Annotated in this window: 20 protein-coding genes and 1 tRNA gene; 10 read left to right on the top strand and 11 right to left on the bottom strand. The window is 42.7% G+C overall.

Going from position 1 to position 23,216, the window contains the following annotated elements; all coding sequences use genetic code 11:
* Positions 1-25 precede the first annotated feature (25 nt).
* Positions 26-505: a hypothetical protein gene (locus HDC92_RS21385; protein WP_012780912.1), complete on the top strand. Its 480-nt coding sequence runs from the start codon at positions 26-28 to the stop codon at positions 503-505.
* Here HDC92_RS21385 and HDC92_RS21380 read toward each other — a convergent pair.
* From HDC92_RS21380 to HDC92_RS21370, 3 genes are read right to left on the bottom strand one after another with little or no spacing between them, the layout of a single operon-like run.
* The gene (locus tag HDC92_RS21380) at positions 471-1,268 is read right to left on the bottom strand and encodes an MBL fold metallo-hydrolase (protein ID WP_183877032.1); all 798 of its coding nucleotides are present in this window, start codon (positions 1,266-1,268) and stop codon (positions 471-473) included. The genes HDC92_RS21385 and HDC92_RS21380 overlap by 35 nt on opposite strands.
* Positions 1,258-2,058 (bottom strand): (Fe-S)-binding protein, encoded by an 801-nt coding sequence (locus tag HDC92_RS21375; protein ID WP_183877031.1) that lies wholly within the window; start codon positions 2,056-2,058, stop codon positions 1,258-1,260. The genes HDC92_RS21380 and HDC92_RS21375 overlap by 11 nt, the downstream gene beginning before the upstream one ends.
* Positions 2,059-2,090: 32 nt before the next feature.
* Positions 2,091-3,368 (bottom strand): 4Fe-4S dicluster domain-containing protein, encoded by a 1,278-nt coding sequence (locus tag HDC92_RS21370; RefSeq protein ID WP_183877030.1) that lies wholly within the window; start codon positions 3,366-3,368, stop codon positions 2,091-2,093.
* A 211-nt stretch (positions 3,369-3,579) separates the two neighbouring features.
* On the opposite strand from HDC92_RS21370, the gene HDC92_RS21365 reads away from it, so the two are divergent.
* The 9 genes from HDC92_RS21365 (at position 3,580) to HDC92_RS21325 (ending at position 15,192) form a co-directional block, all read left to right on the top strand.
* Positions 3,580-3,652 (top strand) — tRNA-Phe (locus HDC92_RS21365).
* A 196-nt stretch (positions 3,653-3,848) separates the two neighbouring features.
* Positions 3,849-5,264: a phage integrase SAM-like domain-containing protein gene (locus tag HDC92_RS21360; RefSeq protein WP_183877029.1), complete on the top strand. Its 1,416-nt coding sequence runs from the start codon at positions 3,849-3,851 to the stop codon at positions 5,262-5,264.
* Positions 5,265-5,452: 188 nt separating this feature from the next.
* Positions 5,453-6,052 carry an RNA polymerase sigma factor gene (locus HDC92_RS21355; protein WP_183877028.1) on the top strand — a complete coding sequence of 200 codons (600 nt, stop codon included), beginning with the start codon at positions 5,453-5,455 and terminating at the stop codon, positions 6,050-6,052.
* Positions 6,053-6,148: 96 nt separating this feature from the next.
* On the top strand, positions 6,149-7,333 hold the full coding sequence (locus HDC92_RS21350; RefSeq protein ID WP_183877027.1) for a FecR family protein: 1,185 nt from the start codon (positions 6,149-6,151) through the stop codon (positions 7,331-7,333).
* 306 nt (positions 7,334-7,639) lie between these two features.
* Positions 7,640-11,176, top strand: coding sequence for a SusC/RagA family TonB-linked outer membrane protein (locus HDC92_RS21345; protein WP_183877026.1), 3,537 nt, complete (start codon positions 7,640-7,642; stop codon positions 11,174-11,176).
* A 9-nt stretch (positions 11,177-11,185) separates the two neighbouring features.
* On the top strand, positions 11,186-12,562 hold the full coding sequence (locus HDC92_RS21340) for a RagB/SusD family nutrient uptake outer membrane protein (RefSeq protein ID WP_183877025.1): 1,377 nt from the start codon (positions 11,186-11,188) through the stop codon (positions 12,560-12,562).
* A gap of 2 nt (positions 12,563-12,564) precedes the next feature.
* On the top strand, positions 12,565-14,016 hold the full coding sequence (locus HDC92_RS21335) for a TlpA family protein disulfide reductase (RefSeq protein WP_183877024.1): 1,452 nt from the start codon (positions 12,565-12,567) through the stop codon (positions 14,014-14,016).
* Between the two features lie 134 nt (positions 14,017-14,150).
* A complete protein-coding gene (locus HDC92_RS21330) occupies positions 14,151-14,663 on the top strand; it encodes a GNAT family N-acetyltransferase (RefSeq protein WP_183877023.1) in 513 nt (170 codons plus the stop codon).
* 109 nt (positions 14,664-14,772) lie between these two features.
* Positions 14,773-15,192, top strand: coding sequence for a helix-turn-helix domain-containing protein (locus tag HDC92_RS21325; protein ID WP_183877022.1), 420 nt, complete (start codon positions 14,773-14,775; stop codon positions 15,190-15,192).
* Positions 15,193-15,196: 4 nt separating this feature from the next.
* On the opposite strand, the gene HDC92_RS21320 is transcribed toward HDC92_RS21325, so the two are convergent.
* The 8 genes from HDC92_RS21320 to traM form a co-directional block, all read right to left on the bottom strand.
* The gene (locus HDC92_RS21320) at positions 15,197-15,829 is read right to left on the bottom strand and encodes a hypothetical protein (protein ID WP_183877021.1); all 633 of its coding nucleotides are present in this window, start codon (positions 15,827-15,829) and stop codon (positions 15,197-15,199) included.
* A 328-nt stretch (positions 15,830-16,157) separates the two neighbouring features.
* The gene (locus HDC92_RS21315) at positions 16,158-16,709 is read right to left on the bottom strand and encodes a hypothetical protein (RefSeq protein WP_183877020.1); all 552 of its coding nucleotides are present in this window, start codon (positions 16,707-16,709) and stop codon (positions 16,158-16,160) included.
* Positions 16,709-17,518: a DUF4099 domain-containing protein gene (locus HDC92_RS21310; protein ID WP_183877019.1), complete on the bottom strand. Its 810-nt coding sequence runs from the start codon at positions 17,516-17,518 to the stop codon at positions 16,709-16,711. The genes HDC92_RS21315 and HDC92_RS21310 overlap by 1 nt, the downstream gene beginning before the upstream one ends.
* 17 nt (positions 17,519-17,535) lie before the next feature.
* Complete coding sequence (locus tag HDC92_RS21305) at positions 17,536-18,810, bottom strand: ArdC family protein (protein ID WP_183877018.1); 1,275 nt, start codon at positions 18,808-18,810, stop codon at positions 17,536-17,538.
* The gene (locus HDC92_RS21300) at positions 18,803-18,982 is read right to left on the bottom strand and encodes a hypothetical protein (protein ID WP_183877017.1); all 180 of its coding nucleotides are present in this window, start codon (positions 18,980-18,982) and stop codon (positions 18,803-18,805) included. The genes HDC92_RS21305 and HDC92_RS21300 overlap by 8 nt, the downstream gene beginning before the upstream one ends.
* 15 nt (positions 18,983-18,997) lie before the next feature.
* On the bottom strand, positions 18,998-21,046 hold the full coding sequence (locus HDC92_RS21295) for a TraM recognition domain-containing protein (protein ID WP_183877016.1): 2,049 nt from the start codon (positions 21,044-21,046) through the stop codon (positions 18,998-19,000).
* Between the two features lie 9 nt (positions 21,047-21,055).
* On the bottom strand, positions 21,056-21,940 hold the full coding sequence (gene traN, locus HDC92_RS21290; protein ID WP_183877015.1) for a conjugative transposon protein TraN: 885 nt from the start codon (positions 21,938-21,940) through the stop codon (positions 21,056-21,058).
* Positions 21,941-21,958: 18 nt separating this feature from the next.
* Complete coding sequence (traM, locus tag HDC92_RS21285; RefSeq protein ID WP_183877014.1) at positions 21,959-23,212, bottom strand: conjugative transposon protein TraM; 1,254 nt, start codon at positions 23,210-23,212, stop codon at positions 21,959-21,961.
* Positions 23,213-23,216: the final 4 nt, after the last annotated feature.

Here is a 23,216-nt window from a genome sequence, read left to right as displayed (position 1 = left end):
TTGATACTGCTAAATTCTTAACGTGATGAATAAGTTTACATTGAGCTTAAAAATGTCCTTCTTTTTGCTGATTTGCCTTGTTTTTATGGGCTTTAACGAAAGGATATCAGATGAATATACGGTTTATATTCAAAAAAAGCTGGCAGAACATTACGATAGCCGTCTGGATGAAGCACAAATTAAGCGTTATGAATTAAATGTTACCAACAGAGGCTTTTGCCGTTACAAACGCTATTTTAACAGTGGAAAAGTAGAGTATTTTTCTTTTAACCTGGTGAAATTTAAAGATCTTGACTATTACGGGACAGACAAAAGTGGGAAACTATACCTGCGTACGAAGGGAGAGGATGTAATTGTGCAGACTTATAATGATAAAAGTGGCGGTGATATTGACAGTATGGCGGCTTATATGATGATCCCCTTAAAAGATATAGAGCCGCAGGACCTGGCGGATCTTTCGGAGCGGCTGGTTAAAATGAATGCGCAGCTGCTGGCTCAAAAATAGTATACACCTGGGTTTCTTCATTCCTGGAGGCCACGATGATTTCGGTGCCATTGGCCTGTTGCCGGAACAGCTCCAAGGCCAGATCGGGGCAGTTGTTGTCTTTAGACAAGTGGGCGAGCAGCAGGTGCGTCATGAAAGCAGGCCTATGGCTGCTGAAAAGATCAAGTGCTTTTTTATTGGATAAGTGGCCCCTGCCCCCGCTGATGCGCTTTTTAAGGAAATAAGGGTAAGCACTTTTTTCCAGCAGGGCATCGTCATAATTGGCTTCGAGGAAAGCTGCATGACATTGTCTGAAATGAAATATGAGCTGGTCGCAGGCTTCTCCGATATCTGTAAATACACCAACTTTGGTTTCCCCGCAGGCCACCACAAAGCTGTAGGGCTCTGAGGCATCGTGTATTTTAAGGAATCCGGTAACCGTAAGGCTGCCTATCTGAATGGTCTCGTTGTTGTTTAAATAGTTGATGAGCTCTTCTCTAAGGTTGAAGCGGCAGCCGGAAAGGGTACCAGGGCTGATGTAAACAGGCAAGTTATATTTCGCGGCCAGGGTACAAAGACCTTTAACGTGGTCGGTATGTTCGTGGGAAATGAATATGGCTTTTACCTTTTGCATAGATAAGCCCAGCCGGAACATTCTCTTTTCAGTTTCCCGGCATGAAATACCGGCATCCACCAATATGGCTTCCCTTTCGTTACCCACATAGTAGCAGTTACCGTTACTTCCGGAATTTAAGGAGGCAATAAAGAGGTGTTTACAATCCATTTGCCCTGGCGGTGATTTCTGCAATGTCCAGCACCTGTACATTCTGTTCCTGTTCTTTCATTTTTACGCCGTCCCTAAGCATGGTCATACAGAAAGGGCAGGAGGCTGCAATAACCTGGGGCTGGGTTTCCAGTGCTTCCTCAATCCTTTCTATGTTGATGTCTTTGTTGCCTTTTTCTGGTTCTTTAAACATCTGGGCACCGCCTGCTCCACAGCACAGGCCGTTTGATCTGCAGCGTTTCATTTCCACAAGCTGGGCATCCAGTGCTTCCAGTGCTTTTCTTGGCGCTTCGTATACGTCGTTGCCCCGGCCCAGGTAACAGGGGTCGTGATAAGTGATCTTTTTGCCTTTAAAGCTTTCTCCCCCTTCAGCTTTGAGCTTTCCTTCATTTATAAGCTGCTGGATGAGCTGGGTATGGTGGATCACCTCATAATTGCCGCCCAGCCCCGGGTATTCATTTTTGATGGTATTGAAACAATGCGGGCATCCGGTAACTATTTTTTTTATGTTGTAGGCATTCAGTACTTCTATATTGGTCATGGCCTGCATCTGGAACAGGAATTCATTTCCTGCGCGTTTTGCCGGATCGCCGGTACAGCTTTCTTCGGTACCCAGTACAGCATATTTTAAGCCTACATGATGTAATATCTTACAGATGTCCCGTGTGGTTTTCTGTGCCCTTTCATCATAACTTCCGGCGCAGCCTACCCAGAACAGGATTTCAGGTTCTTCGCCTTTGGCTATCATTTCTGCCATTGTTGGCACTTCAAAATTTAGTTGTGCGCTCATGTTTAAAGCTATATTGTAGATTTAAAATTCAATTAACTCTCTTTTGCCCAGTTGAACCTGTCGGACGGTGAATATTTCCAGGGTGCCCCATTGTTTTCTATATTGCCGAGCATGGTATTGATGCTGGCGGGCGATTGGGATTCTTCCATCACCGCATACCTTCTCAGTTCGGTGATGATGGACAGTGGGTCTATATTTATAGGGCAGGCCTGTGTACAGGCGTTGCAACTGGTACAGGCCCAGATCTCTTCACGGGTAATGTAAGTATCGATCAGCGATTTGCCATCCTCAAGTCCATTCTTTCCAACTTCTTCCATTCTGTCGCGGGTATCCATCATGATCTTTCGGGGTGAAAGCAGTTTGCCGGTGATGTTTGCAGGGCAAACAGAGGTACACCTTCCGCATTCGGTGCAGGTATAGGCATTCATCAGGTTAACCCAGGTCAGGTCGTTTACATCTTTAGCACCAAAGCGGCCCGGAGCAGTCTCTGGCGGTGTAAATGACGGGTCCAGCATAGCCTTTACCTCATTGGTTACACTTTCCATATTTGTAAATTCACCTTTAGGTTCCAGGTTGGAGAAATAAGTGTTTGGAAAAGCAAAGATGATGTGGAAGTGTTTGGAATAGGGCAGATAGTTTAAAAAGGCAAATATGCCAATAATGTGGAACCACCAGCAGCCCCTTTCTATAGCAATTAAGCCTGCCGCCGTATCGGGTAAAAGGTTTTGCAGGAACTGGCTTACCGGAAATGCACCAGCGGCAGTATAATGTCCAAGGCCCATAGCCTGTAATTTTGCATCAGCTGCATTCATGGTTAAAAAGGCAGTCATGAGCAGGATTTCTGTGATCAGGATGTAATTGGCATCCGATCTGGGCCAGCTTTTCATTTCTACACCACTGAACCTTTTTAATTTAAGGACGTTTCTGCGGATTAAAAAGATGGCGCAGGCCAGCCATACACCAAGGGCCAGGAATTCAAATGAACCGATGAGTACATTGTATAGGGTGCCCAGGCCACCAAAAATACGGTGGGTACCAAAAATACCATCTATCATGATTTCCAGTACCTCGATATTAATGATGACAAAGCCAGCATAGACAATGAGGTGCAGGAAGGCCGGGACAGGCCGGAAGAACATTTTTGTTTGCCCAAATGCTACTTTGAGCATGGTCATCATTCTTTTTTGGGGCTGATCGGAGCGATTGGCAGCTCTTCCAAGCCGGATGTTACGGATAACTTTTTTTAAGTTATAGCTGAACAAGGCGATGGCAGCCAGTGTAATGACAATAAACAGGATTTGTGACACCATTTGAAATATCTTTTATTGTGTGGCTAAGTTAAAATATTTAGCCCAAAACAAATTATTATGCATGCATAAAACTGTAAAATTTAGAAGGGATTTAAATAAAAAGGGTTTATTTTAAATTATTTTGAAAAAAGATTTTGATGTTCAAAAAAAGACACTACATTTGCACTCCCAACCGAGGGGAACATGGTAAAACATGTGGAATAAATAAGATGGTACGGTAGCTCAGTCGGTAGAGCAATGGACTGAAAATCCATGTGTCGCCGGTTCGATCCCGGCCCATACCACACTTAAAAAAGGCCTTTTTCGCAAGAATAGAGGCCTTTTTTTTGTTTTACGTAGTATATTTGTGCAACTTTTCTATATCAGCCCAATCGGGCATTTTAGCTATCAAACAGGTATTTTTTGTTAAACTGCACGTAAATGTTTTACAATTGTTTTACGTAAAAACAATTCATTTACGGGCGCTAAAACCTTATCGAAATGGCAACAGTTCGGGAAGTGGTATTAGAGCACCACAAAAGAAATGACAACACTTGGAACCTGAAAATCAGGCTCACACACAACCGTAAGACCACTTACATCGACACTCCCCACTACGTGTCGCAAAAACAAATCAGAAAGGATTTCACGATTAAAGACCCTTTCATCCTATCAGTGATCAATCCGGTTTTGGATGAATACCGGATGAAAATCAGTAAAATCGGAGCGAAACTGGAATTCTACACTGTGAAAAGGCTTGCAGACTACCTGCTCAAAGGTGAGCTCCAGGCAGAAAGCATCAATATTATTGAGTTTGGATGGAAACAAGTAGAGATTTTGAATGAAGCCGGACGCGAAGGTAGCCGGGACAACATGAAAGCTGTCCTTTACAGCTTGCAGGATTATTTTAACGGCTCCTACGCTCCTATTACTGAGATCAGGGCAAAGATGCTCAGGGAGTACGAAAAATTCATTCGCACGCCCAGGATCATGATGCGCCCCAACAAGTACAAAGTTTTAACACCCAAGCAATCTAAAGGCATGAAAGACGGTGGTGTTCACAACCACATGAGGGACCTGAGAATACTTTTTAATGATGCAATTGAATTCTATAATGACAAAGACCTTGGGATAACGGTCATTAACCATTATCCTTTTGAAAGCTATAAGATCATCAACCCTCCCGAAAGAAAAAAACCAAAACTGACCATCGAACAAGTCAAATTAATCAGGGACTGTGAAGTGCTGACATTGGATCAGATCAAAGTGCACAAACAGCTGCTAAGGGAAGATGCCGACTACGCTGCAAAGGAAAGCAACCGGATCTACATCCAAAAAGATTCCAGGGAACACCAGGCACAGGAATTGGCTATGCTGAGCTTTTACCTCTGCGGCATGAACGCTGTCGACCTTTACGGCTTGCCGCTAGCCGAGAAATCAATTTTAGAGCGGCTGGATTATAACCGTCAAAAAACAAAAGGCAGAAGAAGAGACGAAGCCTTCATCAGCATCCATATTCCGGATATAGCCCTGCAGCTCTACATCAAATATGCAGGGAAGCTACAGCAGAGATATGCTTCACACATCAACCTTGACCATGCGTTAAGCTTCGGTATGCGCAGACTTGGTGCTAAATTGGGAATTACCGGCCTCCAATTCTACGATTTCAGGCATGCTTTTGCGGATATGGCAAGGAACATCTGTGGCTTCCATACGGAAGATATTGGAGTTGCACTTAACCACAGAGACAACACCAATGCCGTTACTGACATCTATATCAGTAAAAATTGGGGCATCATTGATAAAATCCAAAAAGCTGTAATTGCACTGTTCATTCGAAAAGTAGAAGACGGTAAATTATGCAACCAGAGCGTCTTCTCCCTGGCAAGGTTTACCACAGTGAGGCGTGTGGCATAAAAGGCAGTTATTTTGCGAATATAAATTATTTACATATACTTGCAGGGAGAGCGTTAATTTAAAACCGGGCTGTTGTCTCCTGACAATGCCCGGTTTTTCTTTATAGCGGGATGTCAAAATGCTCTGGCCTGTGTTTTTTCGAGATAATTTCAGATATTGCCAGTTCAAAATTGCAGGTTAGCTTAGAAATGAAAAAAGAAACTGAGGACGAACATTACTGGATCGAGGCATTCCGAAATGGTGATGAAAAAGCGTTGGCTCACTTTTTTGATATTCATCACAAAGCCTTGTGCTATTTCTGTAACCGGCTTATTGACAATAATGCTGAGGCCCAGGATATCGTCGCTGAGTGTTTCGTTAAAATCTGGCAGCGACAGCATACTTTTGAGACTGCCCGCAGTATAAAAGCCTTTCTCTATATTACTTCCCGCAATGCCTGTCTTGATTATTTGAAACAGCTGAAGCGCAGAACCACCCGGCAGGAAGATTATTTCAGGCAGTTGGAAGTTGTTGACATTACCGTTTTAAATCATGTAGTAGAATCCGAGTTTCTGAGCATCCTGCATCAGGAGGTTGCCCTGCTGCCTGACCAATGCCGCAAGGTATTTTCGCTGATATATTTTGAAGGCAAAAAAACGGATGAAATCGCTGAGCTAATGGACTTGTCGATAAAAACAGTACGTAACCATAAAGCACGGGCCATTGAGTTATTACATCACTCATTTTTGAAAAAAGGTGTTTCTGACGCGCTTACACTAGCCATTTTTATCTTTTTAAATAAAAAATAAAATTTCCTGGTTTTGAATTGGGCGTTTCTCAGTTCTGTCGTTTCTATGTTAAACGGGGGTTAATTTGTTGTTAGCTTATCCGCATCTTAAATAGATATGTTTGATAAAGAATTTGATATTGCCGAGATCATTGCCCTTAGCCAGAAACAAGAGCTAACCGCCAGTGATGAACAATTACTTCAGCAATGGCTTGAGGCAGATGTGGCTAACCCAGTTCTATTTGCCAGCCTCTCCAGTGAAGATTCAATCAGGGAGAAAATGAAAGCTTTTGAATCGCCGGACAGTAACGTGTTATGGCATAACGTGATCAGTAAGCTCTCCTATCAAAATACTCAGATTAAACCGCAATATAGAAGATTATGGCCTCGTATTGCGATTGCAGCGGCCGTGGCGACAATTATATTTGGCGCGGGCTTATTTTATTATAACCTAAATAATAACAAAGCGCAATCTGACCAGGTTGCATTGAAAAATGATGTTGCTCCGGGAAAATACGGGGCAACTTTGACTTTAGCTAGCGGTAAGAGGATTAAATTATCCGATGCTATTAACGGCGAGTTGGCGAATGAAGCTGGTGTCACGATTAGTAAATCTTCCGATGGCAGACTGATTTATGAAATCAAGGGATCAGATACAGATCCGGATAAAATCAATACTTTATCTACCGTTAACGGGGAAACATACCAGGTGCGTTTGCCCGACGGCTCCATGGTGTATTTAAATGCGGCTTCCAGTCTAACGTATTCTGTTAACCTTATTCAGAACAGGCAAAGACGTGTTGGGCTTTCCGGGGAAGGATATTTTGAAGTGGCTAAGGATAAAGCCCATCCTTTCATCGTTCAAACTGATAAGCAAGAGGTGGAAGTATTAGGTACGCATTTCAATGTGAACGCCTATCATGATGAAAAAGCGATGACGACGACTTTGTTGGAAGGTTCTGTTAAAGTCATTGCTGGTGGGAAGCAGCGGTTGATCAAACCTGGTCAGCAGGCGCGTAACGATGGCAGTAATATTGAGGTTGCCGAAGTGAACCTGGAAAGTATAACGGATTGGAAGGATGGGGATTTTTATCTGAACAGGGTGAACTTCAAAACTGCGATGCGGAAGATTGCCAGATGGTACGATGTAGAATTTGTTTATGACGCAACAGTGCCGGACGAACTGGAATCTGGGGGATGGATCTCCCGCAAAAACAACCTGTCTTCTGTGCTTAAGACTATAGAAGCTTCTGGCTTTGTGAAGTTCAGGGTAGAGGGCAATAAGGTTTACGTATCGAAATAATTTATATATCATCTCCTATGAAAACGGGATAATTAACAAGGGGCATTAATTTAAAAATCGGGGAATGATTAAAAACATACGACAGCATAGCTAGGGCTATAATAAAACAACCAGACCTTAGAAAGGCCTGGTTGAAGTTTGGCATCAGCCAATAAGAATCAACTGAACATCGCAGCCTGCCTTGCCTGTGGAAAGAAGAGGCATACTGCTTAACCAAACCGAAACAAACTTAACGAAAATTGCTTGCAAAAGCAATTGGGATGGTCTCTTGTCGGCCGGAAGGGAGTTTCTAAAAACCACGACAAAATGTATAAAGAAAATACTAGGAAACTTGGTATACCTAGACCGCTATACCATAAAATAATGCTAACTATGCGACTAACCACCGTTATATTACTAGCATCCCTTTTGCAGGTCAGTGCAGCGACATTTGGCCAGCGCATTACTATGAATAGGAAGAATATTCCGCTGGAATCTGTTCTTAAGGAGATCAGGAAGCAGACCGGTTATGATATTTTTTTCGACAGCAAACTGATCCCGAAGGATCAGCAAGTGAGTGTGACTTTAAATAATGCAACCTTGGATGAGGCTTTTGCAGCTGCCTTTAAAGGATTGAATTTGACTTATAAAATTGATCGAAATAGCGTTTCTATCAGGAAAGCAGAGGCGCCTTCCTTTCTGGAACCGGTGGTGGCTAGAATTATGGCTATTGATGTTAGGGGCCGTTTGGTGGATTCGGAGAGCGGGCAGCCGCTTGCCGGGGCGACTGTTAAAGTTAAAGGAACGAATAGGTCTATGACGACTAATATTGATGGTGTATTCTTTATACAGAATGTGGACGATGATGCCGTGTTGGAGATCAGTTATGTGGGATATAAGGCGAAAGAAGTCAAGGCTGCCAAGGAGATTGGGGATATAAAAATAGAAATGGTCAGCAGTGATCTGGAAGAAGTCAATGTGGAAGTTAATACTGGGTATCAGACTTTGCCGAAAGAAAGGGCAACAGGTTCTTTTGCAAAGGTCGACAATAAGCTATTTAACAGGAGAGTCAGTACAGATGTGTTGAGTAGATTGGAAGGGGTTGTACCAGGCTTGCTTTTTAATAGAAATACTGGCGCTGCCTCAAACGGCGCTACGGATTTGAGTATTAGAGGCTATAGTACCTTGTTTTCAGATGCCCAACCATTAATAGTATTGGATAATTTTCCATACGATGGGAAAATAAGTAATATTAATCCTAACGATATTGAATCGGTGACTGTGTTAAAAGATGCAGCTGCGGCATCGATCTGGGGGGCTAGATCTGGTAACGGAGTCATCGTAATTACAACAAAAAAAGGAAAACTGAATCAAAGAATCACCGCAGAACTAAATAGTAATCTGACCGTAGGTCAAAAGCCAGATTTGTGGTATTCTCCTAATTTTATCAGTTCGTCAGATTTTATTGCATTGGAACAAAAGATGTACGAAACAGATTTCTATAATCAGGCAATCATGGAGCCTAACTCGCCTATTTCGCCTGTGATAGATATACTTGCCAGAAAAGACGCAGGAACTATTACTTCCGACCAAGCGGCAAATCTAATTAATGGTTTAAAGAGTATTGATTCTAGAGATGATTTGAGTAAGTATCTATATCAAAAGTCGGCAAATCAACAGTATAGTGCGAATCTGAGAGGTGGAACTATTAATACTAACTTTGCTTTTTCTCTCGGATACGATTCAAATCGAAGTAACCTCGTTGGCAACGACAATCAGAGATATACCTTGAACGGAACTTATAACTATAGCCTTACTAAAGATTGGAATGTTTCAACAGGCTTGAATTTTACACAAACAAGGCAAAACCGCAATGACGTCCTCGGCACCTTAAATTCAGTTTATCCATACACAAAATTGTCGGATAGTAACGGTGCCGCTCTCGCTGTAAGTGAAAATTTAAATTCTTTATGGCTAAGTGATGAAAATGCCCAGAAAGGACTTTTAGATTGGTATTTTAGACCGTTAGATGAACTGAATCTAGTTGATAATATATCAAAACTATCAGATTTAAGAATTATTCTGGGAACTCAATATAGATTTCTTAAAAGATTTAGTGCTGAAGTAAAATATGCATTTCAAAAAGGAATTGGGTTTGACCAGAATCACAATAGCATTGAGAGTTATTATGCAAGGGACATGATCAATAGGTTTACTAACCTTAGCGGAAATCCGCGAAATCCGATACCATTGGGCGGAATCCTTTATAGGGGGAACGATATTACTAATTCAAACAGACTAAGGGGACAAATAAATTATGATTCCGATTTCAATAATAAACATAACTTAACAGGATTAATTGGAGCGGAGTTTAGTGATGTGATTAATGAAAATGATAACTCCGTAACATATGGTTACAATAAAAACAATAGAACTTTTCAAAATGTCGACTTTGTAAACCAATATCCTACTATACCATCATTTGGACAATCTGCTCAAATTCCTAACAATATATCCTTTTCTAAATTTACGGACAGATATATTTCATATTTTTCCAATCTAGCTTATACCTTTCTTTCCAAATACACCTTATCTTTAAGTGGAAGAATTGATAAATCAAATCTTTTTGGTGTTAATATCAATCAAAAATCCATTCCACTATATTCAATTGGAGTATCATGGGATTTAAATAAAGAAAGCTATTATAACGTTAACTGGCTGCAAAAATCTAAGCTAAGAATAACTTATGGCTCTAATGGCAACGTTAACAGGAGTGTTGCAGCTGTTACAACAACACGACAGTACTCAAATTCTTTTTATAATAATTTACCGTGGGCGACTATCTCATCACCTGGGAATCCTGAGTTAAGGTGGGAGAAAGTTAAACTAGTCAATTTCGGATATGACTTTGAATTGAAGAGCAAAATTATTTCTGGAAGTATCGAATATTATCGAAAAAAAGCAAGTGACTTATTTTCTACTTCACAGTTAGCGCCATCAACTGGCTTTGTTAATTTTTATGGTAACACGGCAAGTACAAAAGGAGAAGGGTGGGAACTTACTTTGAATAGTATCAATGTTAAATCTCGAAAATTTTGTTGGTTGACAAGTTTGATTTATAATGCCGTTCAAGATAAAGTAACCGAATACTATGAAGAGCCTACGGTGAATAATATATTACAAATTGGCCCAGGAAACGGAGGAACTATTTATCCTATAATCGACAAGCCTCTGTTTGCAATGTACAGCTACAAGTCTTCAATACTCAATCCTGAAAACGGAGATCCACAAGGTTATGTAAACAATGAGTTGAGTACAAATTACTTTGATATAATATCAAAAACAAAAAAAGAAGATTTGATTTTTCATGGTTCCTCCAGACCAACATCATTTGGCTCCTTTAGGAATTCATTTATTTATGACAGGTTTAATTTATCCGTCAATTTGGTCTACAAGCTAAATTACTTTTTTAGAAGGAATTCTATCGACTATTATGCGCTATTTATTGCCGGCAGAGGCCATCAGGATTTCTATAAACGTTGGCAAACCTCTGGAGATGAGTTAAAAACGACTGTACCATCAATACAGTATCCCCCTAATGATATAAATCGTGATATGTTCTATACATATTCGGACAAATTAGTAACTAAAGGAGATCATGTAAGAATTCAGGACATATCGCTTAGTTATGAATTCAAAGATTTTGCGCCATTTCGGTCGTTCGAAATCTTTACATACATAAATAATGTAGGAATATTATGGAAGGCAAACAACGAAGGACTTGATCCTGATCTTTACTATGGACAAACTAACGTGTCCCCAATTCCTAGAACTCTTTCTGCCGGAATCAAAGCAACATTTTAATATATGAACATGAAAAAATACTTGAAACTCGCAACATATTTTCTTTTGGGATTTTGCACATTTAGTTGTAAAAAAGAAAAAGATTTTTTAAGTGCTAAACCTAATGATGCATTGACAGTTCCTAATTCTCTATATGATTATGAGCTAATTTTGAATGACGAAGATAATATGAACGCAAATGAACCAATGCTCGGATTTATATCAGGAGAGGAATTTACGGTTTCACTTGCAAACATGCAAAGAGCCACTCAAACGCAGCGGAATGCATATACCTGGGGGAAGGATAATTTTTACGAAAATTTAGAATCACCAGAATGGGGAACTCCTTATAAGCGTATTTATGTTGCCAATGTTGTGATTGATGGATTAAAAACACTCAAGATTTCAAAAAATGAACAAACAAAATATAATGCTATCAAAGGGAGAGCTTTGTTCTTTAGAGCATGGAATTTCAAAGTATTATTGGATCTTTTTACTTTGCCTTATGTTGAATCCAGTGCAGAAATATCCTTGGGAATACCTTTACGGTTAAATTCAAATCTAAATATAAAATCTTCAAGGCCAAATTTGAAGGATTCATATAATCAGGTTATTTCCGATCTAAGAGAGGCCATATTATTACTGCCTGATAGAGGGCTATTTCCTACTCAACCTTCTAAAGGCTCTTGTTATGCATTATTAGCAAAAATTTTTCTAACTCTTGGTAAGTATGATGAAGCTCTAAAATACTCGAATGAGTGTATTGGAATTTATCCGGAAATCATGGATTATAATTCATTTGAAACTGCCGAATTTAGCTTTACAACTCAAACGGAAGGTTATTTACCTGAAATTATCTTTCATGTTGCAACACCCGGTGCAAGTTTTATGTCTCTTAGTAGATTGCTAGTTGACCCAGCATTGTATGAAATGTTTGACAACGAGGATTTACGAAAAACGATGTTTTTTCACTCTATTTCAGGAGGGAAAGGATTTAAGGGTTCTTATGATTTGAAATTCTTAAAATTTTCCGGCATTGCGGTTGATGAGGTATATTTAATTCGTGCGGAATGTTACGCAAGGATAGGCGAAAAAGCACTGGCAATTAAAGACATAAATAGCTTATTGGTAAAGCGGTATAAAAAAGGAGCATTTATTGAAAGAGAAGTGTCGTCAAATGAAGAAGCTTTGGCGTTAGTACTTATTGAAAGAAGAAAAGAGTTATGTTTTAGAGGCATTCGATGGTCTGATTTGAGGCGTTTGAATTTAGATCCAAAATTATCAGTAAATCTGTCTCGACAACTCAATAACGTAGTATATACTTTGCCTGCAAATGATAAGAGGTATTCTTTCCCCATTCCTGAACTGGAGATTCAGGCCAGCGGTATTCAACAAAATGAAAGATGATCATGAATGTAAGCATAAAAATATACTATTTAATTTGGGTGTTTCTAACGGTTCTACTTTCACCACCATTAACATCTTGCGCCCAGCACAGAAATAAGGAAACTATATCCATTAATGGGAAATTAGAATATTTGACAAATGAAGATTCTGTGAATTTTACTATGTATGATAGTCAAAGTTGCACGATAACTTCATCTCCAACCCTTAAAACTACACGCAGAATCAATGATGGGAAATTTAATTTTGTTATTTATGATATAAAAAACCCACATCACTTGGACATAGGACTTCCTATGTCTGATGGGAGTAGTAGATCGACAAGATTTCTAATCGAACCCGGGGATTCGATTAGTATTTCCTATATAAAAGATGATTTTGTATTCGAAGGAAAGGGGTCTACAAAATACTCAGTTGCTAATACTATATATAAAAGCATGCTAAAAATAGGCTCATCAAAATCTTCAATATTAGATAAGATGAAAAGATCGGATTCATTGGCGATGAGATGTTTTGAGGTATTAGAACTTAATAAACATAATTTGTCTAAGGAGGCTTATGAGATTTTAAAAATGGATTTGATAGCAGATATTACCTTGCGAAAATTAATACATCCATTGAAGTATCATAGTTTGAGTAATGAAGAAGTTATTACCGTCTTAAACAACTATGAAAACCCCACTTGGAATAGGAAACTTGAAAATGAGATTAAATTTAGCAAATCTTTGACGTATAGTTTTCAATATGTGTACTTTCTACTAGAAGAGTTCAAATATTATTTTTGCCAAAAAAATGAGGAGACTTACAGCGCAAAAAAATGCTATTCTTATTTCTATCGTACTTATTCAGGTGTTCAAAGAGAACGTATAATATTTTATTTACTAAAGTATTCTATAAATGGAACGGAAAATACCGATGAGCTAGTTGATAGAGCGCTTTTGTGGTTTAAGAACCCAAAGTACAGGCAGGAAATTTTAGATTTCAGGCGACGATCTCTTCCAGGTGTTACTGCCTATAATTTCAAATTAACAGATCAAAATGGGAAGACAAGACACTTGTCAGATTTTAAAGGAAGGGTTGTGCTTCTCGACTTCTGGTTTACTGGGTGCAAAAATTGTATAGATGCCCATCCATATATTGATAGTTTAAGGACCCTTTTTAAGAATCGGGATGTGGCTTTTATTAGTATTAATTGGGATAAAACGAAAAACACTTGGCTAAAAAGTGTCTCTTCTGGCTTGTATACAGCAACGACGACTACTGTGTCCACAATTAATTTAAACACAGGTAATACGGGAGACAAACATCCGGTTGTTAAAAACTATATCGCTGGTTCACCAGGAGCTCCTACTTTTAGACTTATTGACAAACGTGGCAAACTATTATTAAATCCAAAAGACCCAAGAGGAGATAAGGGTGTGGATATGGCTGCTAAAATTGAAGCGGCTTTGAAATAAGTAGAGAGTTCTGCATTAAGATCTTCTCAGGTTCATTGAACCTGAAGGTTAGTTTTAATAAGTTTAAGGTTGCGGTAGCCGGATGGGACTGCAACCTTATTAATCAAAATACAAATAATCTTTAGAGGGATTTTATGATTGAACTTCAGAATACTGACAAGGAAAGAATTATCGAAATACTGACGTTTGCATTTGAGTCGAATGCAAGTGTGAATTATATCGTGAATCAGGATGAACAGCGAATGGAGCGGATTAGGAATTTGATGCGGTATTCTGTTCGCGTGTGTTCGGTGTTTGGCAAGGTGGTGCTATCTGATGACCGGAATGCTGCGGCGCTGGTGATGCATGGGCCGAAAGGTTTCAGTTTGCGTGCATTGTTGTGGGAATTGGAACTGATTTTTAGGGTTTCCGGTTTGTCCAATTTGAAGACGGTACTTCGCAGGGAGGCGTTGATTAAAGCACAGCATCCATTGAAGACTTTTTATTATTTATGGTTTATTGGTGTGCATCCGGCGCACCGGGGTCATGGGATTGGGTCGGATTTGCTGGTGGAACTGCTAGCTGATGCGGAGAGGCTTGGTTTGCCTGTATACCTGGAGACTTCTGCGATCAGGAATGTGCCCTGGTATGAGAAGTTCGGGTTTTAGGTGTTTCATGAGATTGACATCGGTTACAAACTGTTTTTCTTGAAGCGGTTGCTGCTGAACGAAAAAGCTAAATTTTAACATGATCTAAAAAATTGCCAAAATCAGTCTTATGGTCAAAGCAACAATACAAAAAATTACGACAACTAATAATGAGCTGCCTGCAATTAGCATTCCGGCTGATCATGGCATTGTACAGCAGGTACAATGCCTTATAGAAATGAATTATAAAGCAAAAAGAGGCCAGGTATTTTACGCGGATACAGTAAACATGGAATTGACAAACCTGAACCGTTTGCTGAAAAAATACCTGGAAAAAACCCTCTCTTCGCTGATCCAGGACAGAATACATAAAGAAGCTGAATACCTGCTAACTGAGACAACCCTTAGCTGCAAAGAAATTGCTTTTGCCCTGGACACTTACGATCCCCCATACTTTTCACGCTGGTTTAAAAAAAGGACTGGGTTAACCCCAAGCCAGTTCCGGCAGAAATACCAGACATTGCCTGATTTAACATTAAAGAATTTCTAGGTAATCACCTCGATCTGGTTTGCGGACTGGACCTGGACTGCTCCTGCTGCGCATCTTGCACTTTTGGCGTTACATACTGCTCCTTAAATAGACCTGCTTCCCTAAGGTAACTTTCCGGGATATTGGTATTAAGGATCATCTTTCCATCCTTTAGGTGCTTGAACACAGTTTTAGCCAGTGAGTCTACAATGACCTTCCGGCCTGCCGGATGCACCAATACATCAGTTAATGGGATAGAGAATTTTTGCATCATATAAGAATGGTCTGGTATTCCAAAAACGATCCCTTTCTTCGCTGCATTCTCCACTTGCTTCCTGAACTTTTTCAGGTCTTTGTCGAGAAGATGGGCGATCAGCAGGTCATCGATAAACGTTTCAAGATCCATCGTAACGGAAAACGCCTCCATGCCATGTTCCGCAGGATATTTTTTATCAGGAAGCGTTTTGCAATATGCTTCTGCCTGCCTTATGAGTTCGCGCCCACTCAGGCTATCACCCATATAGTGGGTCGGCCCTCCGCGCCCTTCGTTTTTCGCAATACCCGCGTTTTTACCATCTATGTATAAGGAGGCGGTAAAGCATTCTGTTTCTTCACTTCCTGATTCGAAGTGTTTGATGTTTTTTAATTCTATTTTCATCTTTTTATAATTTTGTTCTTTCATTAGTGATGAAGCTACCATGACCTTATAATTCCATTGTGTGACCTGTAAGTTCATGGTGGTTTCATAATCGTATCTTAATTTGGCAGTTCATGTTGTTTTAATTGTCTGTAATTCAGGCGTTAACTTGTTTTTTTGCAGGATAATATTTATATTCGGGATATGAAAACTGCATTTTTTTCATTGATTTTGATCGTCATCTCCACCGGGACAATTATGGCCGGGGGGAACATGACCAACAAACTGCCCGCTATGATTATCGTAGCGGTTTGTATGTTGCTTTTTATATCCATGATGAATAGCCGCTCTAAAGCCCGCAGGTCCTAGCTTTAATCATTTCGGCCCAGCTGGTAAAGCTTCGCTTCGGCTTATGCGTGTGAATGCCTGATCGCAATCCCGTCTCTTTTTCGAACCTGCTCAGTGAAAAATCCTGCTCAGGAATTAATATCCTTCTGCCGTTATAGTCGATTTTCAATACTTCGTCTTCAACTAAAAACCAGGCTGTTTTTCTTTTCAGCCACAGGGTGACCAGGCAATCGCTGACTTTTCCTATGGTATCTGCAGTAAAAACAGTGTGCGTTTTTGCATTTGGATAGATTAAGGCAAGAGAATTTACCAGTAATGCGTCAGGATGTAATCCCAGCGCGCCAAGAGCAATGTTATCCGGTTTCGATAAAATGAGAGGATGAAAATGCAGGAAACAAATCAGCTCCATAGCGGAATGTGAAAGATACAGGTGCCGGACAGAGGCGGGGTTAACCCCGCCTATTGTCCATGCACAAGGCTGTAAAGGAATAACTATACCGTTAAAATAACTGATCACTTCCGGCCTGAACTGCGAGAGATCCGGGAGCAGCATCAGCGTTTAGGGCCACTGCGTTTTTCTTCATGCCCCAGGTGCTGCTGGTCAATATCCGGCATATCCCTTTGAAGCTCATCCAGTTCTTCTTTACTGCGGAGCCTAAAGCTTTCTTTAGCAGTTGGCAATGGCACGTAGACCGTTTTAACTTCAGGCGCGCTTTGCTCAAAATTTCCCGCAAGGCTGCGAAGGCCACGGAGCAATACATAGGAAATGCCGCCATCAAGCAATACTGAAAGGATTAGCGCTTTATTATCAGACCAGATGCCTTTTGGGTCTGACGCCCTGTGCTGCACCTTGCCTTCGGCCAGTTCAAGCAGCTCTCCGTTCTGGAATTTTTTCTTTTCTTCTTCGGTTAGCAGGTGCTGACCAATTCTGTCCGGCGCCCGCACAATGCCCGGATCATAAGAAATGTACTCTCTGGTCTCCCTGTCGTATTCTATCACCCAGGCCTCTTCCTTCCCGTCAGCGCCCGTAAAGCTTTTACGGATATTGCTCAGCTGGCCGTCCTGAAGCTGCTGCATTTCAAGTTCCGTTAGCAACGGGTGTTTAGGTGCTATATTGTAGATGGGATGCTGGCGCAGGGAGACAGTTCCGTCTTCATTTCTGTGCAGGGACAGCTTGGTATCCATTTCTTTAATGTGGATGCCCTCGCCCTGGAGATTCTCTAACCTGATCAGATCAGTTCTCCTGCCGGAAAGCAGCCCGTGCATGTCCGCTTCGTTAAGCAATAATTTGCCATCCTTATACAGCCCAAGCTGCTGAAGTTCGTTTAATGGCAGTTCTTTTTCATTAAATGCTAAAGTCATTTTATTGGATTTAGGGGTTATCGTTTCATTGAATAGTTACCGGGTTCAGTCTGCCCGGAGACCTGCATGAAGTTTTCTTCCGGTTTGCGGTACTGCTGGGGAAGCATGGATCTTTCCAGCGCCAGCGGATGGTTGTCCGTTTTGGCCTGTACCAGGGATTGGTACAGGCCGTCAGTTTTAGCCAGTACGAACTCCTGGCCCGTGGTCAGCTCTTCCATACGGAAGCGGCTGCCTTTGAGCAGGCTGGCTACTTTATAGACCTTTTCGTTATAACAGATCACATCAGTGATTCCAAGGCCCGCGGTTTTGGACGCTGTATGGCGGATTGATGCTTGCATTTGCTGTTCTGTAGCCAGGACTTCCGTCAGGTTTCGTTTCCGCTCAAAAGCCAGAAGATAGCTCACCATCTTTTCCGCATCAGAGGCCGCGGCATGGATCTCATAGGGATGATTGGTTAAAATTTTAACCCAGTCCTGAACGTATGCCGCATGCTGCCCCGGATCATGGCCGATCTGCATTTCCTGGCCCAGGATCATGGAAGCAATTTCGGCCCGGAGCTCTTCTCTCGCATACAATTCCGTACCGAATTTGTTGATCAGGCCGCGGTCCAGCCGCTCAGGATGGCCTGTCCAATGCGCCAGTTCGTGAAGAAGCGTTGCATAATATTTGTCCCCTGTATCAAACTGGCTGCGCAGCGGCATGATGATCGTGTCTATCAAAGGCGTATAAAACGCCCGGTCCCCTTCGCGGTGATGAAGCTTTGGACTGGCCGCCTGGACCAGGTTTTCCACCCGCTCAATTGGGTTCCAGCCCTGTTCTTCCTCCGTCCTGACACCACTTTTTCTTTCCGGGATGCCTTCAATCTGTTCGGCATTAAATACCCTTGCGCTGGTAATGATGGGTTTTTCCAGTTTCACCAAGACTTTGGCTTCTTTCCCGTCCTCTAAAACAGGTTTGCCCTGTTCATCACGTTTGGTCACCAGTTCGCTGAGTTTCACATACTGGATTATGCTGCTTTTTTCTCCTTTCCTGATCTTCCAGTTTTCGGCCGAAGCTTGCTTAAAGGTCATCCAGCGGGGGTCGTTGTACCCGCTGATCAACAGGGAAATCGCATTGATCCCTTTGTACCGGGTGCCTGATAATGGATTAAACGGCATTTCAAAGGCGGGCTGCCCTGCTTTCCAGGGCTTTTGCCAGGGTGCGGTTCCCGCTTTGAGCTGTTCAATGAGTTTCTCGGCAACCTGGACATGCAGGGCTTTTAACCCGTCTTTTACGTTTGCTTGTTTACTCATCTTCATCCTCCTCTGATTCATCTTCAGGATCCTCATCATTCGGATCTTCATCGGCATAATCAATGCCGTAAATGGCTGCTTCGGCTGGGGTCAGCCCGGCTTCCTCGCCATCGGCGAGCAGGCGCAGTTTATCTTCCAGGTTCTGCTGATCCGGGTTAAATAGTTCTTCCATAAAAATTGATTTGGTTTATTTTCTTCTCTTGACCTCGGAGATTCCCTCTTTGGCTTTGGGTTCCGGGGCATTGGTCGGGGGCGCAGGCTTGAAACGTTTTACGATTTGTTGCACCTCATCGCTGATCTTATTGTAGTTACTGAACAGTACCTGTTCCTGTCTGCCCCCGAAATCATAGTAGACTGGCAGATCACGGTATGCGGCCTCTTCCTTTTTGATGGCCTTCAGGTCCAGATTAATCCTGCAATGAACGGCCGAGGTGTCAAATTTTCCGGTATAGCTTTGTTCCGCTTCATTGGCCAGGATGCCGACCATTTCCCCTGTTTTTAAAGAGGCGATCTTTCCTGCCGGGATCAGTGGCTCGAGTTTCTCGCTTAGGGACAACGAAGTCTTGTTCCGGTCAATGGAAAGGCTTTCGTTTTGCTGCTTGACCTTGCCCGATAGCTTTTCCAGCCATTCCAGAGTTTCCTTGCTGCGGACAGCGCCGGAAAGGACATTGCCCACTACGGAGGTAATAATAGCGGCGTTATCCTTGCCGTATTGCTGCTTCAGCATCGGAAGCTCCTGGAGTCCCAGGAAAACCGCCACCAGGTTGCTTCTGGCCTGGGAAATTAAATGGTGTATGTTGTGTGCGTATAAAACGGGGCTCTCATCTAAAACAAGGGCCACCGGAAGGTTTCCCCTGGAGTTGACGAGCCTGGTGATCCTGTTGACCACTACCGAATAGCAGGCCGAATTGATACTCTGTGTTGCCGGGTCTCCGGCAAGTACCAGGATAGAAGGGTTTTTGGGATCGGAAATTTTAAGCAGAAAATCATCTCCGGAAAACACCCAGAAAGTTTCCTTAGTGGCCAAACGGCTGAGAAATATCTTCAGCGTACCGATCTGTCCTTCAAGCTGATCAAATGCCCTCAGCTTGTAGGCTGTCCGGAATGGCGACAATAGGGAATCCAGTTCCTTGTTACTGAACAAGGTGCTGAAGATCTCTTCATAAGAGCAGTTCAGAAATGCCAGCGTGTGCGGCAAAGTAGAGTACCGGCCATTTTCAAACTGGCTGAAAAAGTAAATGCAGGCGGCAAGAAAGTTAATGGCCGACTGAGTGAAGAACTGGTCCGAGCCGCCTGATTTGTCCCCCTTTTTCATGGCTTCCACCAACGCTTCGGCTGTCTCAGACGCATCTGCCAAAGTTCGCAGGTACTCCTTTTTCATGGGATTGATGCGCCTGCTTCCTGCTACATCATTCAGGTTGATCACATGGAATTTGAAATCCTTGTTTTTCCCCTGCTGTTTAGCCAGCAGGTAATGATAGTAGGCGATCTTACCCAGATCAGGAAATTTGAAATCAAAACAGCAGAGCGTGAAACCTTTCTGAGATATCAACTGACGCAGTACCGGCATGAAAAAACCGAAGCTCTTTCCCGCTCCCGGAACACCGCAGCAAATCGTTCCCCGCAGACTGTTCTCTATCACCAGGTAACCGTCATGCACTTTTTTCCTGTAATAAAATTGCATTGGAATGTTAATGGTAAACCTGCCTTCTTTTGGTGTGGTGCGCTGCATAAAGGATTCGCCCTCAGTATTCCATTTGTCTTTCCCCAATTTGGAACTGATGATCTTGGAAACGTTGTCCATTGCCACATGCAGCAGCACTGCACCTGCAAAACTCATCATTAGGTAGGCAAGGTCAGCAAGGCTCATACCTGAAAGAACTACTGCCGCATTTCTGCCCTGGAAAACAATACTACTGAAAAACAGGGCGGCGCCAATTGCCATTGGCCAGGCGATCTGTGTTTTGGGGTTCAGGTCCTTTTGTTTGCGGCTAAGGGTTCCTATAGAAGCCAGGCAGATCAGCAGTAAGGTAAAAAGCTTGCTGTAGATCAGCTGGTCATAGAAAGGGATCCTGGAGATCCGCTGAGTGAAGGTCAACAGCCAGGGAATGTCTGGCTGGCTGGTGCTGGCCGGTTTTACTCCAAAAATAAACAGGAAGACTTCAACAATCACAGACAGGTAAATGCAAAACTGGAAAAAGCGGAGCATGCTTTGCTGTTCTCTGGTCTCATCCATATCAGAAATTTAAAAGGTATCCGCTTCCAGGATGTCGCTGTATTTGACCTGTAAGGTCAATGTGCGCCCCGATATCTGCTTTTCGCAGAGGCTGATGTTGAGCACCTTACTTCCTGGATATGTCAGTTTTTTAAGCACATATATATTTCTGTACTTCTGCTTAATGATACCGGAAGGATACAGCTGGAATTCGGGGCTGATCTCTACCGATTGCACATTGGTGGCCTTGGTGATCTTTTTGTCCTCTATCTTGAAACGCTGCTCATCGATCTGGTATGGTAGATTCGTTTCATTGTAATAAGAAACATCCAGAAAAATGTAATCACCAAGGGTGTAAATCTGGTTGAGCCTGGCGGATAGCCCGAAAGCGCCAGCTTTTCGCAACGGTTTTGGAACTGCCATTTTCAGCATGTTCAGGGCATAGGTTTTCATTTCCTTTTGAGTCATCGTCAGTCCCTCGGTTTCAAGCGGCCTGGTATGTGAGGGCAGAATATCGACCTGGGTCCGGATGGCAGCAGCTTCAGCAAAAGGACTATAACAGAGATTGTATTGCGCCATAAAACTTTCCCCTACAACGGTCAGCACACCGATAATCCCCGGTTTATATTTCAGCAGGTTTAAAGAGTCGGGCAGGATACGGATGCGCAGTACATTTTTTACCGGCAGGTCTCCTGCCACCGCATGGGTGGAAATGTCCACATAACTGATGTTTTCAGGAGAGATAAAATGTACGGTGCTTTTGCCGTTGATGTGGATCAGCGGCAGCGCGTTTTCCGGTTTTGGTTCCTGGGCTATTGCTTTAGCGCACATCAAAGCTGGGGCTAAGGGTAAGGTAATGATAAACAGGAATTTGAGGGAAATGCTGATCAGCAGCCCTGGGTTGAGAAGATTCATAAGGATAAGATTTATGGATTAATAGTTCTTTTGCACGGTTTTCAGCTCATCGGGATCGATGAGGTAGACCAGGGTATTGTACTTGATGTTGGCCTTATTGGTTCGGATCAGTTTGGTTACAGCTGTAGTGGTGGACTGGAACATCTTCTGGAGTACGGACATCACCAGCTGGTTGTTGTTCTCTGCCTGCTGCTGTAAGGTCATGCCCTGCCCGGCATCGCTGCCCAGTTCTTTGGAGAATTCGCGGAAAGCTGAAGCCGGGACGAAAAGTCCCGGAATTCCGTCAAGGTCATAAATTTCCAGTTTAACCGGCAGGATATGGTTGTCCTGCATGATGGTACTAATGGTCAGGTTTACCCGCTGCCCGCTGAATCCGGAGATCTGCGCATACAGGTAAGCGCCCCTTTTGATGAGAAATTTTCCGGCAGTCATGTCATCCAGCAACCGGATGCGCAGGCGTGAGCCAGCATAAGCAGTGATGTCCTGATCCACAATCGCCCGGATAAATGTTTCTTTTTGGCCCGAAGTGATGGTATTGAACAGGGGTGAAACCGATTCAGTCCTGCTGACGCTCAGTTTTTGTTTGCTTTTAGTGTCGTCTGCCGAAATTTGCAGCTGTTTCAGCCGCTGTTTTTCGGCCTTATAATCGGGGTCATTGGCTTTGCCCATGCTGTCAACAATGGCCATCTGCTTACGGAAAATCTCCATCGGGTCTGCCTGCTGCTGGTATCCGCTTTTCGGCGCTCCACCAGTGCCGGAAGCATTCATGCGGGCCAGTACCAGGGCAAGTTGCCTGTCCGTGTCATCAGGATAGCCGGACCTGTTAAAAACATCCATATCTGTGGAACGCGGATTTCCGGTATTGAAGGCGCCGGGACCACCGCGGGATAGCCCGTAATTATCCGAAGGATAAACCGAACCGCCATACCTTCTTTTTGCCGCCTGATCGATGGAGTCGAGCTTTCGCTTTTCGCTGAGGTTATACAGGTCCGGTATAGGCTGGTTCTGCAACTGCTCCATGCCGATGTTCCCGACTGCGGTATAGCCGTCACCGCCCAGGTGCTGCTGTTCCAGGGCGCCCATCTTGTCGGTCAGGCTGGTGTTTTTTACCTGGTCTGAGACCCCGGCAACATTGTCGTTCAGGGTATTTTTGCCCCCGGTCTTCGGGGGTTCCTTGGCAAAACTGTTAAAGTATACATAAGAGAAAATAAGCAATAAAGGCAGCATGATCAGCGGGATGATGTACCTGGGCTGTTTAAGGTTCAGTTTCATGTTT

It is taken from the genome of Pedobacter sp. AK017 (assembly GCF_014200825.1).
GTDB lineage: Bacteria > Bacteroidota > Bacteroidia > Sphingobacteriales > Sphingobacteriaceae > Pedobacter > Pedobacter heparinus.
The sequence above is the reverse complement of the archived record's forward strand: the minus strand, read 5'-3'. Positions and strand labels throughout refer to the sequence as shown.